Raw genomic sequence first — 14,373 nt, 5'->3', positions numbered from 1 at the left:
GCGTGCGGCTGTGCTCGGCGCGCGGGTGTGTGTGGGCGTGCGGCTGTGCTGCGGGCTGGGCACGAGGTGGGGCCGGCGTCTCGCGGCGGGCGGGCGGCGATGCGGGCGCACAGCCGGGGCAGCTCCATAGGCCGTCCGAGGTGAGCACCGACTGCGGCAGCCCCGCAAGGCACCGCGGTCAGCACCGACTGCGGTAGCCCCGCAAGGCACCGCGGTCAGCACCGACTGCGGCGGGCCGACCAGCAGCGCGACGTCCGCCCGATCCCGCCGCCGGCCAGTGTCAGGAGCCGGGGGTGCCGCCGCGCTTGGCGGTGGCCCTCAGGTAGTCGCGGTTGAGCCGGCCGATGGTGTTCAGCGGGATGCCCTTCGGGCAGACCGCGGTGCACTCGCCGGCGTTGGTGCAGCCGCCGAAGCCGGCCTCGTCGTGCGCGTCGACCATGCCGATCACCCGGGTGTACCGTTCCGGCTGGCCCTGCGGCAGCAGCGAGAGCTGGGTGATCTTCGCGGCGGTGAACAGCATGCCCGAGCCGTTCGGGCAGGCCGCCACGCAGGCGCCGCAGCCGATGCACGCGGCCGAGGAGAAGGCCGCGTCCGCGTCGGCCTTGGCGACCGGCACGGAGTGCGCCTCGGGCGCACTGCCGGTCGGCGCGGTGATGTATCCGCCCGCGGCGATGATCTTGTCGAAGGCGGTGCGGTCGACCACCAGGTCCTTGATGACGGGAAAGGCCCGGGCCCGCCACGGCTCGATGTCGATCGTGTCGCCGTCGGAGAACTGTCGCATGTGCAACTGGCAGGCGGTGGTGCCGCGCTGCGGGCCGTGCGCGTCACCGTTGATCATGAGGCCGCACATGCCGCAGATGCCCTCGCGGCAGTCGTGGTCGAACGCCACCGGCTCCTCACCGGCGAGGATGAGCCGCTCGTTGAGCACGTCGAGCATCTCCAGGAACGACATGTCGGGGGAGACGTCGTCGACCTGGTAGGTCACCATCCGCCCCTTGTCCTCGGGGCCGCACTGGCGCCAGATGCGCAGGGTCAGGTTCACTTGTAGCTCCGCTGCGTCGGGTGCACGTACTCGAATTTCAGGTTTTCCTTGTGTAGTACGGCCGGCTCGTCGCCGCCGGTGTACTCCCAGGCCGCCACGTAGGCGAACCGGTCGTCGTCGCGCTGCGCCTCGCCGTCGGGGGTCTGGTGCTCGGCCCGGAAGTGGCCGCCGCAGGACTCCTCGCGGTGCAGGGCGTCGACGCACATCAGCTCGGCCAGCTCGAAGAAGTCGGCCACCCGGCCGGCCTTCTCCAGCGACTGGTTGAGCCCTTCGCCGTCGCCGGGGACGCGAACCCGCCGCCAGAACTCCTCGCGCAGCGCCCGGATCTCGTCGATGGCCTTGCGCAGCCCGGCCTCGCTGCGCTCCATGCCGCAGTGCTCCCACATGATCTGACCCAGCTCACGGTGGAACGAGTCGACCGTCCGGTCGCCGTCGACGGCGAGGAGCCGCCGGATCCGGTCCTCGACGTCGCGTCGAGCCTCGACGGCCGCCGGATGGCTGGCGTCGACCCGCTCGAACGGGCCGGCCGCCAGGTAGTTCGCGATCGTGTTGGGCAGCACGAAGTAGCCGTCGGCGAGGCCCTGCATCAGCGCGGACGCGCCGAGCCGGTTCGCGCCGTGGTCGGAGAAGTTCGCCTCGCCGATCACGAACAGGCCGGGAATCGTCGACTGGAGGTCGTAGTCGACCCAGAGTCCGCCCATCGTGTAGTGCACGGCGGGGTAGATCCGCATCGGGACCGCGTACGGGTCCTCGCCGGTGATCCGCTCGTACATCTCGAAGAGGTTGCCGTACTTGGCCTCGATGGCCTGGCGGCCGAGCCGGCCGATGGCGTCGGCGAAGTCGAGGTAGACGCCGAGCCCGCCAGGGCCCACGCCGCGCCCGGAGTCGCAGACGTTCTTCGCCGCGCGCGAGGCGATGTCCCGGGGCACCAGGTTGCCGAAGGACGGGTAGATTCGTTCGAGGTAGTAGTCCCGCTCGTCCTCGGGAATGTCCTTCGGGCGGCGGTCGTCGCCCTTAACCTTCGGCACCCACACCCGGCCGTCGTTGCGCAGTGACTCGCTCATCAGCGTCAACTTCGACTGGTGGTCGCCGGAGACGGGGATGCAGGTCGGGTGGATCTGCGTGTAGCAGGGGTTGGCGAAGTACGCGCCCTTGCGGTGCGCCCGCCAGATGGCGGTGACGTTGCAGCCCTTGGCGTTGGTCGAGAGGTAGAAGACGTTGCCGTAGCCGCCGGAGGCGAGCACCACCGCGTCGGCGAACTCGCTGGTGATCTCGCCGGTGACCAGGTCCCGGACGACGATGCCCCGGGCCCGACCGTCGACGACGATCAGCTCCAGCATCTCGTGCCGGGCGTTCATCTCCACGTTGCCCAGGCCGATCTGCCGCTCCAGGGCCTGGTACGCCCCGAGTAGGAGCTGTTGGCCCGTCTGACCCCGGGCGTAGAAGGTGCGCTGCACCTGCGCCCCGCCGAAGGAGCGGGTGTCGAGCAGGCCGCCGTACTCGCGGGCGAACGGCACGCCCTGGGCGACGCACTGGTCGATGATGTTGACCGAGACCTCCGCCAGCCGGTGCACGTTCGACTCGCGGGAGCGGAAGTCGCCGCCCTTGACGGTGTCGTAGAACAGCCGGTGCACCGAGTCGCCGTCGTTGCGGTAGTTCTTGGCGGCGTTGATGCCGCCCTGCGCGGCGATGGAGTGGGCCCGGCGCGGGCTGTCCTGGTAGCAGTACGACCTGACCCGGTAGCCCTGCTCGGCGAGCGTGGCGGCGGCCGAGCCGCCGGCCAGGCCGGTGCCGACCACGATCACCGTCAGCTTGCGGCGGTTGGCCGGGTTGACCAGCTTGGCCTCGAAACGGCGCCGCGCCCAGCGAGTCTCGATCGGGCCCTGCGGGGCGTGGGCGTCGGCGATCGGGTCGCCCTCGGTGAACAGATCCATGGTCAGGCCACCAATCCGGTGAGTACGGCGAACGGCACCACGAGGTAGCCGGCGCAGAGCACGATGGCGAAGACGAGCGCGGCGGCGCGTGCCCGGCGCTCGCCCGCGGGGGTCTGCTGGCCGAGGCTGCGCAACGCGCTGAACGCGCCGTGGCGCAGGTGCAGGCCGAGCGCCACGATCGCCAGGGTGTAGAGGAGCGTGACGTACCAGCGGGCCGGCGCGAAGTCGGCGACCACGTTGCCGTACGGGTTGCCCGGGTCGCCCTGGGGGTTCAGGTGACCGGTGGTCAGGTCCAGGATGTGGTAGATCACGAAGAGCAGGATGATCACGCCGCCCCAGCGCATCGTGCGGGCCGCGTAGCTGCCGTTGACCTTCCTGCGGTGCGTGTACCGCACCGGGCGGGCGGCGCGGGCGCGCAGCGCGAGCAGGGTGGCCGCGCCGATGTGGCCCAGCACGGCCGCCAGCAGCACCGTGCGCTGGATCCACAGGAACCAGGTCGAGGGCAGCAGCGGGGTGCCGATGTCGCGCAGCCAGTGCGCGTAGTGGTCGAACGCGGTCTCGCCCGTGAAGATCTTCAGGTTGCCGAGCATGTGCGCGACGAGGAACAGCACCAGCAGGATGCCCGTCACCGCCATGACGGCCTTCAGGCCGACGTTGGAGCGGATGGGCGACCGGGATTTCGTGAGTACCACCCGACCGACGCTAGGAGACCTTGGACTAGTCGTCCAATGCATCGACCTCGCAGGCTTGATAGCCATAGGCTATGTAGATGCAGCTACATCAGCTTCGGTACTTCGTCGCTGTCGCAGAACTACGACATTTCACCCAAGCTGCCGACGCGGTCGGCATCACCCAGCCGTCGTTGAGTAAGCAAATTCACGCGCTGGAGGCCGGCCTCGGGGCCCCGCTGTTCGAGCGGGTGCGTGGCCGAATCGCCCTCACCGCCGCCGGTGAGGTGCTGCTCCCGCTGGCCCGGCGGATCCTCGCCGACGTCGACACCGCCGCGCGGGAGGTGCAGGAGCTGGTCGGGCTGCGGCGCGGCCGGGTCCGCCTCGGCGCCACCCCGAGCCTGGCCACCTCGCTCGCCCCGCCCGTGCTGCGCCGGTTCCGCGACGCCCACCCCGGCGTCGACCTGCGGGTGGAGGAGGGCGGCTCGCAGGACCTCGTCCGCGACCTGCTGCGCGGCGACCTCGACCTCGCGCTGATCATCATGCCCGCCCAGGGCGCGGACCCGGGGCTGCGCGCGGAGGAGATCCTGCGGGAGAGCCTGGTGGTGGCCTCGCTGGCCGAGGTGCCGGGCACCTCGGCCGCCGGCGAGCTGCGCGTCACCGACCTGCGCGGCCAGCCCCTGGTCATGTTCCGAAAAGGGTACGACCTGCGCGACGCCACCCTCCAGGCGTGTCGGGAGGCCGGCTTCGAGCCCACTCTGTCGGTCGACGGCGGTGAGATGGACGCCGTGCTCAGCTTCGTCGAGGAGGGCCTCGGGGTGGCGTTGGTGCCCGGCATGGTGGTGGCCCGCCGCCCCGGGGTCCGGGTCACCCGGCTGGCCCCGCCCGGGGTGCGCCGGACCATCGCCGTGGCCCACCGCCGCGACGTGGAGCCCACCCACGCCGGCCGTGAGCTGCGCCGGATCCTGATGGAGTACGTCCGGGAGGCCACCGAGCAGAACGTCCTGCCGCCGGGGGTGGAACCCCGCTGAGCGGCCAGGGTGCTGGCCAAGGGCCGAGGGCTCAGCGCCCCTCGGCCTCGTCCATCGCCCGGTAGATCCGCTGCTCCGACACCGGGTACGGGGTGCCAAGGGCCTGGGCGAACACGTTGACCCGCAACTCCTCGATCATCCAGCGGATCTGCCGCACCGCAGCCGACCGCCGCCGGCTCGGCGGCAGCGCGGCGAGCAGGTCGGCGTACTCCTTCTGCACGGCGGCGATCCGGTCCTGCTGCTGGCGGTCCCGCTGCGGGTTGCCCGGCAGCCGGTCCAGCCGCCGCTCGATCGCGGTCAGGTAGCGCAGCAGGTCGGGCAGGCGGGCGTACCCGGTCTCGGTGACGAACCCCTTGTGCACCAGACCCGACAGTTGCGCCCGGATGTCGGCCAGGGCGGCCACCACGGCCAGGTTCTGGGTCTTGCCGAGGCGCTGCTCGACGGCGTACGCGGCGGCGAGCACCTGCCGCACCCGGCCCATCACCTCGACGACGGTGTCCACCAGGTCGGCGCGAACCCGCTCCCGTAGGGCGGCGAAGCCCTCGGCGTCCCAGGCCGGACCGCCCGTGTCGGCGACCAGCTTGTCGATCGCCGCCCCGGCCGCGTCGGCGATCAGCTCCTGCACGCCGCCGTGCGGGTTGCGGCTCAGCGCCAGCTTCGCCTCGTTGGACAGCCGCCCCTGGAGGAACTTCGCCGGCGACGGCACGGTCAGCCGCAGCAGCCGACGGGTGCCCGCCCAGTGCGCGGCGGCCTGCTCGGCCTCGGAGTCGAAGACCTTCACCCCGACCGTGGTGCCCTCGTCGACCAGCGCCGGGTACGCGGTCACCGCGTACCCGGCGCGGACCTGTTCGATGGTGCGAGGGAGATCGTCGATGTCCCACTCGCGCAGGCCCGTCCGGGCGACGTCCGGGGCGGCGGCGGCCACCACCTGGCGTACCTCCTGGCGGAGCTGGCGTTGCAGGGCCGGCAGGTCCTTGCCCTCGGCGACCGGCTTGTTCTCCTCGTCGAGCACCCGGAAGCTGACCCGCAGGTGGGCGGGGAGCTTCCCCGGCTCCCAGGCGTCCCGGGGCACGGTCACCCCGGTCATCCGGCGTAGCTGCCGGGTCAGCGCGTCCAGCAGCGGCTCCTGCCCGGGGGTGATCGCCGCGAGCGCGGCCCGGGCGTAGTCGGGGACCGGGACGAAGTTGCGCCGGATCGGCTTGGGCAACGACCGGATCAGCGCGATCACCAGTTCCTCGCGCAGCCCGGGGACCTGCCAGTCGAAGCTCTCCGCCGGCACCTGGTTGAGCAACGGCAGCGGGATGTCGACGGTCACCCCGTCGGTCGGGGTGCCCGGGTCGAAGGTGTACGTCAGTGGCAGGGTGACCCCGTCGGCCCGCCACTCGTCGGGGTAGTCGGCCTCGTCGACGCCGCCCCGGCCGGCGTTGACCAGCAGCTCCCGGGTGAAGGTGAGCAGGTCGGGCCGCTCCCTGCGGGTCTGCTTCCACCAGGCGTCGAAGTGCCGGCCGGAGACCACGTCGGCCGGGATCCGTTCGTCGTAGAAGGCGAAGATCGTCTCGTCGTCGACCAGGATGTCCCGCCGCCGGGCCCGGTTCTCCAGCTCCTCGATGTCGGTGAGCAGCTTCTGGTTGTCCCGCCAGAACTGGTGGTGGGTGGACCAGTCGCCCTCGACGAGGGCGTGCCGGATGAACAGCTCACGCGACAGCGCCGGGTCGATCTGTCCGAAGTTGACCTTCCGGCCGGTGACCAGCGGGACGCCGTACAGGGTGACCTTCTCGTAGGCCAGCACCGCCGCCTGTTTCTTCTCCCAGTGCGGCTCGCTGTAGCTGCGCTTGACCAGGTGCTGCGCGAGGGGCTCGACCCACTCCGGTTCGACCCGGCCGGCGACCCGCCCCCACAGCCGGGAGGTCTCCACCAGCTCCGCGGCCATCACCCAGCGCGGCGGCTTGCGGAACAGCGCCGAGCCGGGGAACAGGGCGAACTTCGCCCCCCGCGCCCCGAGGTACTCGTGCTTCTGCGGGTCCTTGAGCCCGATGTGGGACAGCAGGCCCGGCAGCAGCGACTGGTGCACCCTCGGGGTGTCGATCTCTTCCGGCAGGTCCGCGCCGGCCCCGCGCCGGCCGTCACCCTTTTCCGCCGTACGCAGGACCTGGCGCACCTGGCTGACGATGTCCTGCCACTCGCGTACCCGCAGGTAGTTGAGATACTCGGCCCGGCACATCCGGCGGAACGCGCTGGACGACAGCTCCCGCTGCTGCTCGCGCAGGTACCGCCACAGGTTCAGGTACGCGACGAAGTCGGACTCCTTGTCGGCGAACCTCGCGTGCGCCTGGTCGGCCTGGGCCTGCTTCTCCGCCGGCCGCTCGCGCGGGTCCTGGATGGACAGCGCGGCGGCGATCACGATCACTTCGGTGGCGCAGCCGTTGCGCTCGCCCTCCAGGACCATCCGGGCCAACCGGGGGTCGACCGGGAGCTGGGCCAGCCGCCGGCCCAGCGGGGTGAGCCGCTTCGCCGGGTCGGTCTCCGTCGGATCCAGCGCGCCCAGCTCGTGCAGCAGGTTCACCCCGTCGGCGATGTTGCGCCGGTCCGGCGGGTCGATGAACGGGAACGCCGCCACGTCACCCAGCCCGATCGAGGTCATCTGGAGGATGACCGAGGCGAGGTTGGTGCGCAGGATCTCCGGGTCGGTGAACTCCGGACGGGCGGCGAAGTCCTGCTCGTCGTAGAGACGTACGCAGATGCCGTCCGAGGTGCGCCCGCAGCGGCCCTTGCGCTGGTTGGCCGACGCCTGCGACACCGGCTCGATGGGCAGCCGCTGCACCTTGAGCCGGCTGGAGTAGCGGGAGATCCGGGCGGTGCCCGGGTCCACCACGTACTTGATGCCGGGAACGGTCAGCGAGGTCTCCGCGACGTTGGTGGCGAGCACCACCCGCCGCGCGGTGTGCGGGGCGAACACCCGGTGCTGTTCGGCGGCCGACAGCCGGGCGTACAGCGGCAGGATCTCGGTGCCCAACAGCGACCGCCGGGACCCGACCAGCTTGCCCAGCGCGTCGGCGGTGTCCCGGATCTCCCGCTCGCCGGAGAGGAAGACCAGGATGTCGCCCGGCCCCTCGGCGGCCAGTTCCTCGACCGCGTCGCCGATCGCCTGGATCTGGTCGCGGACGTTCTCGTCGTCGCCGTTCTCGTCGTCGGCATCGGTGACCTCGACCAGCGGCCGGTACCGCACCTCGACCGGGTACGTCCGCCCGGACACCTCGACCACCGGCGCGGGCCGGCCCTCGGCGTCCGCGAAGTGCTTCGCGAACCGGTCCGTCTCGATGGTCGCCGAGGTGATGACCACCTTGAGGTCGGGGCGGCGGGGCAGGAGCTGCCGCAGGTAGCCGAGGATGAAGTCGATGTTCAGGCTGCGCTCGTGCGCCTCGTCGATGATCAGCGTGTCGTACTGGCGCAGCATCCGGTCCGTCTGCAGCTCGGCGAGCAGGATGCCGTCGGTCATCAGCTTGACCAGGCTGCGGTCGCTCACCTGGTCGGTGAAGCGGACCTTGTAGCCGACCACGTCGCCCAGTTCGGTGCCCAGCTCCTCGGCGATACGGTCGGCGACCGTGCGGGCGGCGAGCCGCCGGGGCTGGGTGTGCCCGATCAGCCCGTGTACGCCGCGCCCCAGCTCCAGACAGATCTTGGGTAGCTGGGTGGTTTTGCCGGAGCCGGTCTCGCCGGCCACGATCACCACCTGGTGGTCGCGGATCGTGGCGGCCAGGTCGTCTCTGCGCTCGCTGACCGGCAGCCCGGCCGGGTACGTGATCACGGGCACCGCCGCCCGGCGGTCGGCGAGCCGTTGCTCGGCCCGGGCGACGTCGGCGGTGATCTCGGCGAGCGCGGCGTCGCGCCGCTGCGGGTCGCGCAACCGCCGCACGCCGTCGAGCCGCCGCTGGAGCCGGCGCTGGTCGCGGAACATCAGGGCGGGCAGGCGGCGGTGCAACTCGCGGGCGATGTCGGGCACGGCGGCTGCGGCGGGAGCGGCTGGATTCTGCATGTCGTCGCCAAGGATAGGCAGCCGTGAGCCGGACCGCCCTCTGGTTACCGGGGGCTGGGCGGTCCCCTGCTCCCCGGGGCCGGACCGGGTCGGCCCTGCCGGCCGGGGTCTAGAGTTGACCGCCGACCGACGCCGACCACGGGGGCCTGGAATGAGCATGCGAGACACCGACCGCGCGCTGGTGCAGGCCGCCACGGCGGTGGCGAAGCTGCGCTGCCGCAGCGAGAACCATACCGTCGCAGCCGCCGTGCGCACCGCCGAAGGCCGCGTTTTCACCGGCGTGAACGTCTACCACTTCACCGGGGGGCCGTGCGCCGAGGTGGTGGCGATCGGGGCCGCCGCCACCCAGGGCGAGACGGAGCTGGAGACCATCGTGGCGGTGGGTGATCGGGGCCGGGGCGTCATCACGCCCTGCGGCCGGTGTCGGCAGGTGCTGCGCGACTACTTCCCGTCCCTCCGGGTCATCGTCGGCCCGGCGGATGCGCTGCGCGCCGTGCCGGTTGCCGAGCTGCTACCCGAGACGTACGTGTGGGCCGACCACCAGCCGGGCCCGCAGTTCTAGCCGCACGGGGATTCGCGGCGTCGGTGCCGCCAACAAGATCATCGACGGCCCTGGAGAAGTGCGTCCCCACGACCTGAGGTCCCGTCCCCATTCGCGACCGCGCCACCTCCCTTGTCGCACGGGAGGTGGCGCGGTCGGACTCCAGGCGGTCGGACCTCGGTCGGGGCGGTGGATGGGTCGAAAGGTTGGGAGGCGGCGGGTGATCAGGCGGCGGTGGACCAGATCGCGCGGAACGCGGCGGCCTCGCCGGCCAGCCACTGCTCGACCTGCTCGGGTTTGACGCCGTCGGGCGTCCGGTGTGCCACGCCCCGCCGTACGTCGACCAGGACCGGCACGGCGTGCGGCAGGACCGCGTCCATGTGCCGGGCCATCAGGTGCAGGGTGGCCAGGGCCGCCTCCTCGCTGGGCGGGGCCTCGTCGAAGTGCAGGCGGACGGCCTCGGCGCGGCCGTCGGCGGCGTATCGGATGCCGAAATGTGGATTGATCTTCACCGGCAGGTCGCCGAGCATGGCCAGGGCGTCGCGGGTCTGGGCCAGGTCGACGCCGGTCGGCTCGCCGAGGGAACGCAGCCAGGTCGTCGCGCCCGGCACGAGCGCCCGGTAGAGCGGCTGCCAGCGCGGCTTGACCGCGTCGGCCACCTGCGCCAGGTGCGTGCCGCCGGTGTGGAAGGCGACGTCGGCCTTGAGCGCCTTGACGAACTGACCGTGCGGGTTGAAGCCGTGCCGGCTGGCCCGCTGCTTACGCAGGCCACCGACGAAGCTGGCCTTGGTGGGCCCGGTGCGGTCGACGTACCGGGTGAAGCCGAGGAGGGTGGCGTAGGGCGGGAGGGTGCTGGAGGTGGGCGCGGTCACGGAAGTCCTCCCAGGTCAGGACTTGGTTTAGTACATACATTCTAATCGACGGGTCTGACATCGCCCAGAGGAAAGAAGGGCGGGTCTCCGCCGGTGTGCCCCCTATGCTCTTGATATGGCGATACTGCGCATGGACCACGTCCGTGTCGTGGTCGACGACCTTGCGGCTGCCACCGCGTTCTTCGCCGAACTCGACATGGAGCCGGAGGGCGAGATGCCGGTCAGCGCTGGCCGAGCCGCTCGGCTGGAAGGCGTCAGGGGCCGGCCAGGACGAGGGAGCGACGAGTGCACGTGGCAGTCACCTCGGTGCCAGCCGCGCCCCGACCGGCCACTGCGGCGAGGACCGGCTAGAGCTGGCCGACGTCGGTGATCCGCACGACGGCGGCGCCGACCTCGTCGGAGGCGGCCAGGTCGACCTCGGCGCTGATGCGCCAGTCGTGGTCGCCGTCCGGGTCGTCGAGGATCTGCCGGACCGTCCACCGGTCCCGGCCCTGCTCGATCATCAGCAGCGCGGGGCCGCGGGCGTCCGGCCCGGTCCCGATCGAGTCGTACGCCTCGAAGTACGGCCCCAGCGCGTCGGCCCACGCGTCGGCGTCCCAGCCGTCGGCGGCGTCGAGTTCGCCGAGCAGGTCCCAGCGGCGCAGGGCGGCCAGCTCGACCCGGCGGAACAGCGCGTTGCGCACCAGCACCCGGAACGCCCGGGCGTTGCGGGTGACCGCCGGCGGCCGGTCGTCCAGGGCGGCGTGCGCCTCGGCGGCCTCGGCGACGTCGGACGGGTTGCGCAGCCGCTCCCACTCGTCGATGAGGCTGGAGTCGACCTGGCGGACCAGCTCGTGCAGCCACTCGATGAGGTCGATCAGCTCCTCGGTCTTGGCGTCCTCGGGCACGGTCTGCCGCAGCGTCTTGTACGCGTCGGCGAGGTAGCGCAGCACGAGGCCCTCGGACCGGGTCAGGGAGTAGAACTGCACGTACTCGGTGAAGGTCATCGCCCGCTCGTACATGTCCCGGACGACGGACTTGGGGGAGAGCTGGTGGTCGGCCACCCAGGGGTGCCCCCGCCGGTACATCTCGTACGCGCCCTCCAGCAGCTCCGCGAGGGGCTTGGGCCAGGTCACCTCGTCGAGCAGTTCGAGGCGGGCCTCGTACTCGATGCCCTCGGCCTTCATCGCGGCGACCGCCTCGCCGCGGGCCTTGAACTGCTGCGCGGACAGCACCTGGCGGGGGTCGTCGAGGATCGACTCGATCACCGAGAGCACGTCGAGGGCGTACGACGGGCTCTCGACGTCGAGCAGCTCGATGGCGGCCAGGGCGAGCGGCGACAGCGGCTGGTTGAGCGCGAAGTCGAGCTGGAGGTCGACGGTGAGCCGGGCCCGGCGGCCGGTCTCGTCCGGCTCGGGCAGCTCCTCGACCACCCCGCCGGCCCGCAGCGCCCGGTAGATGGCGATGGCCCGGCGGATGTGCCGGCGCTGGGCGGCGCGTTCCTCGTGGTTGTCGGTGAGCAGGTGCCGCATCGCGGTGAACGCGTCGCCGGGACGGCCGATGACGTTGAGCAGCATCGAGTGGCTGACCTGGAAGCTGGAGGTCAGTGGCTCCGGCTCGGCCTCGACGAGACGGTCGAAGGTGGGCCTACCCCAGCCGATCGAGCCCTCCGGCGGCTTCTTGCGGACCACCTTGCGCCGCTTCTTCGGGTCGTCGCCAGCCTTGGCGAGGGCCTTCTCGTTCTCGATGACGTGCTCGGGGGCCTGCACGACGACCCGACCGAGGGTGTCGAAGCCGGCCCGGCCGGCCCGGCCGGCGATCTGGTGGAACTCGCGGTTCTTGAGCAGCCGGGTACGCACGCCGTCGTACTTGCTCAGGCCGGTGAACAGCACGGTGCGGATGGGCACGTTGATGCCGACGCCGAGCGTGTCCGTGCCGCAGATGACCTTGAGCAGGCCGGCCTGGGCGAGGGTCTCCACGAGCCGGCGGTACTTGGGCAGCATGCCGGCGTGGTGCACCCCGATGCCGTGCCGGACCAGCCTCGACAGCGTCTTGCCGAAGCCGGAGGTGAACCGGAACCGGCCGATCGCCTCGGCGATCAGGTCCTTCTCGGCCCGGGTGCAGACGTTGACGCTCATCAGCGCCTGGGCGCGTTCGAGGGCGGCGGCCTGGGTGAAGTGCACGACGTACACCGGGGCCTGCTTGGTCTCCAGCAGCTCCTCCAGCGTCTCGTGCAGCGGCGTCGTCGCGTACGAGAAGAGGAGCGGGACCGGCCGCTCGGCCGAGCGCACGACGGCGGTCGGCCGGCCGGTGCGCCGGGTCAGGTCGTCGACGAAGCGGGTGGTGTCGCCCAGGGTGGCCGACATCAGGATGAACTGCGCCTGGGGCAGCTCGATGATCGGCACCTGCCAGGCCCAGCCCCGGTCCGGCTCGGCGTAGAAGTGGAACTCATCCATGACCACCTGGCCGACGTCGGCCCGCGTGCCCTCGCGCAGCGCGAGATTGGCCAGGATCTCGGCGGTGCAGCAGATGATCGGGGCGTCGGCGTTGACGCTGGCGTCGCCGGTGAGCATGCCGACGTTGTCGGCGCCGAAGACCTCGCAGAGGGCGAAGAACTTCTCCGACACCAGGGCCTTGATCGGGGCGGTGTAGAAGGTCGTCCGGTCGTCGGCCAGGGCGGCGAAGTGGGCGGCGATCGCCACCAGGCTCTTGCCCGAGCCGGTCGGCGTGTTCATGATCACGTTCGCGCCGGAGACGATCTCGATGACCGCCTCCTCCTGGTGGGGGTAGAGGTCGAGGCCGCGCTCCTTCGCCCAGCCGGCGAACGCGTCGAAAAGGGTGTCGGGGTCGGCGCTTGTCGGCAGCGCGGCGGTGAGCGTCATAGCCCGTCCATCGTGCCTGCCGCAGGCCCCCTCGCGCCAACCGGGTCGACGCCGGTGTGGTCGGCGGTGGTTGGCAGGGGCCCCTTGTGCACCAGAATGCGATAACAGGGGCCCCTCCCTGCGCCTCAGGCGCGGCGGTGGACCAGGTCGAACACCGGGCGGCCGGCCGTGAGGGCGCGGCGCTCGAACTTGGTGACCGGCCGGTGGGCCGGGCGCGATGCGTACCCGCCGTGCACGTCCACCAGCCCCGGGTCGGCGGTCAGCGTCTCGCGCATCGACTCGGCGTACTCGGCCCAGTCGGTGGCGCAGTGCAGCGTCCCGCCGGTCGCCAGCCGGGAACGCAGCAGCGCCACGTGCGCCGGCTGGATGATCCGCCGTTTGTGGTGCCGCGACTTCGGCCACGGGTCGGGGAAGAAGACGTGCACCGCGTCCAGCGACCCGTCCGGCAGCGCCCGGACCAGGTCCAGCGCGTCGCCCCGGGCGACCCGAACGTTGCCCAGCCCGAGGCGCTCCACCAGGCCCAACAGGTTGGCGATTCCCGGCGTGTGCACTTCGACCGCCAGATAGTCTCGGCCTGGGTCGTCGGCGGCCATCGCGGCCGTGGCGTCTCCCATCCCCGACCCGATCTCCAGCACGATCGGGGCCCGGCGACCGAACAGCGCCGCCAGATCCACGGGCGCGGCGGGGTCGTCGCTGACCGTCAGGCCGTACGCCGACCAGAGCCGGTCGAGGGTGTCGACCTGGCGGCCGGTCATCCGGCCCCGGCGGGGGTGGAAGGTGCGGATCCGCGACGCGTGCGGCGGCACGGTCACGACGGGGTTCGGGTCGGTGGAGGTCACAGCGCTCCGAGCCTACGCGACGATCGCGCCGAGCGAACACGACGATCGCGCCGGATCGGATGTGAGGTACGGCCGGGGATGAGAGGATTCATCCCGTATGGCAGGCCGGGCGGCCGCTGCCCGGCGACGCACTACCGCGCCGGGAGGGGTCATGGGGGCAGCCACGCGGATCGGCGTCGCGCTGGCGGTCGCCGTCGCCGCGCTCGCCGGGCCGCTCGCGGCGGGCACGCGGGCCGCCGGGGCTCCCGCAGGCGTCCCCGCCCGCGAGCCGCTGCCCGGCCCGCCCGGTGGGCAGCAGCCCGGCTGGCTCGTCTTCGTCGAGGTCACCCCCAGCACCGTGCAGCCCGGCCACCTCGTCGGCATCCGGGCGAGTTGCCACGACAACTCCGTGCCGGCCATCGTGGTCTCCGACGCCTTCGGTCGGGTCGCCGTGCATCCGCAGCGGGGCCTGCTCATCGGCGCCCCGATGGTCCGCGAGCGCATCTGGCCGGGCAACTACCGGGTCAAGCTCGAATGCCGGGGCGGGGAGACCGCGACCACGATGCTCCAGGT

The 14,373-nt window shown here is 71.9% G+C and carries 9 protein-coding genes and 1 pseudogene; 3 read left to right on the top strand and 7 right to left on the bottom strand.

Annotation, left to right across the window (positions count from 1 at the left end):
• Positions 1-280 precede the first annotated feature (280 nt).
• Genes E1258_RS21365 through E1258_RS21355 form a run of 3 tightly spaced genes read right to left on the bottom strand, consistent with a single transcriptional unit; the run spans position 281 to position 3,710 of the window.
• Positions 281-1,042 (bottom strand): succinate dehydrogenase/fumarate reductase iron-sulfur subunit, encoded by a 762-nt coding sequence (locus E1258_RS21365; protein WP_132404160.1) that lies wholly within the window; start codon positions 1,040-1,042, stop codon positions 281-283.
• Positions 1,039-2,976, bottom strand: a complete 1,938-nt coding sequence (locus tag E1258_RS21360; protein WP_132404157.1) for a fumarate reductase/succinate dehydrogenase flavoprotein subunit — start codon at positions 2,974-2,976, stop codon at positions 1,039-1,041. Before E1258_RS21360 ends, E1258_RS21365 begins: the two co-directional genes overlap by 4 nt.
• 2 nt (positions 2,977-2,978) lie before the next feature.
• Positions 2,979-3,710 carry a succinate dehydrogenase cytochrome b subunit gene (locus tag E1258_RS21355; RefSeq protein WP_132404154.1) on the bottom strand — a complete coding sequence of 244 codons (732 nt, stop codon included), beginning with the start codon at positions 3,708-3,710 and terminating at the stop codon, positions 2,979-2,981.
• A 35-nt stretch (positions 3,711-3,745) separates the two neighbouring features.
• Between E1258_RS21355 and E1258_RS21350 the strand changes: the two genes are divergently transcribed.
• On the top strand, positions 3,746-4,675 hold the full coding sequence (locus E1258_RS21350; RefSeq protein WP_132404151.1) for a LysR family transcriptional regulator: 930 nt from the start codon (positions 3,746-3,748) through the stop codon (positions 4,673-4,675).
• 31 nt (positions 4,676-4,706) lie between these two features.
• Here E1258_RS21350 and hrpA read toward each other — a convergent pair whose 3' ends face one another.
• Positions 4,707-8,708 carry an ATP-dependent RNA helicase HrpA gene (gene hrpA, locus E1258_RS21345; RefSeq protein WP_132404148.1) on the bottom strand — a complete coding sequence of 1,334 codons (4,002 nt, stop codon included), beginning with the start codon at positions 8,706-8,708 and terminating at the stop codon, positions 4,707-4,709.
• 157 nt (positions 8,709-8,865) lie between these two features.
• Between hrpA and E1258_RS21340 the strand changes: the two genes are divergently transcribed.
• A complete protein-coding gene (locus tag E1258_RS21340) occupies positions 8,866-9,270 on the top strand; it encodes a cytidine deaminase (RefSeq protein WP_243715604.1) in 405 nt (134 codons plus the stop codon).
• 203 nt (positions 9,271-9,473) lie between these two features.
• Here the strand turns inward: E1258_RS21340 and E1258_RS21335 are convergent, their stop codons facing one another.
• The 3 genes from E1258_RS21335 to trmB form a co-directional block, all read right to left on the bottom strand.
• A complete protein-coding gene (locus E1258_RS21335) occupies positions 9,474-10,121 on the bottom strand; it encodes a hypothetical protein (RefSeq protein WP_132404142.1) in 648 nt (215 codons plus the stop codon).
• Positions 10,122-10,468: 347 nt separating this feature from the next.
• On the bottom strand, positions 10,469-12,982 hold the full coding sequence (locus E1258_RS21325) for an RNA helicase (RefSeq protein WP_132404140.1): 2,514 nt from the start codon (positions 12,980-12,982) through the stop codon (positions 10,469-10,471).
• A gap of 125 nt (positions 12,983-13,107) precedes the next feature.
• Positions 13,108-13,821: a tRNA (guanosine(46)-N7)-methyltransferase TrmB gene (gene trmB, locus E1258_RS21320; RefSeq protein ID WP_207919656.1), complete on the bottom strand. Its 714-nt coding sequence runs from the start codon at positions 13,819-13,821 to the stop codon at positions 13,108-13,110.
• 151 nt (positions 13,822-13,972) lie between these two features.
• Here trmB and E1258_RS21315 point away from each other — a divergent pair.
• Positions 13,973-14,373, top strand: a pseudogene (locus tag E1258_RS21315) (hypothetical protein); the annotation flags it as partial.

The sequence above is a fragment of the Micromonospora sp. KC207 genome (genome assembly GCF_004348615.1).
In the GTDB taxonomy this organism is placed as follows: Bacteria; Actinomycetota; Actinomycetes; order Mycobacteriales; family Micromonosporaceae; genus Micromonospora.
The sequence above is the reverse complement of the archived record's forward strand: the minus strand, read 5'-3'. Positions and strand labels throughout refer to the sequence as shown.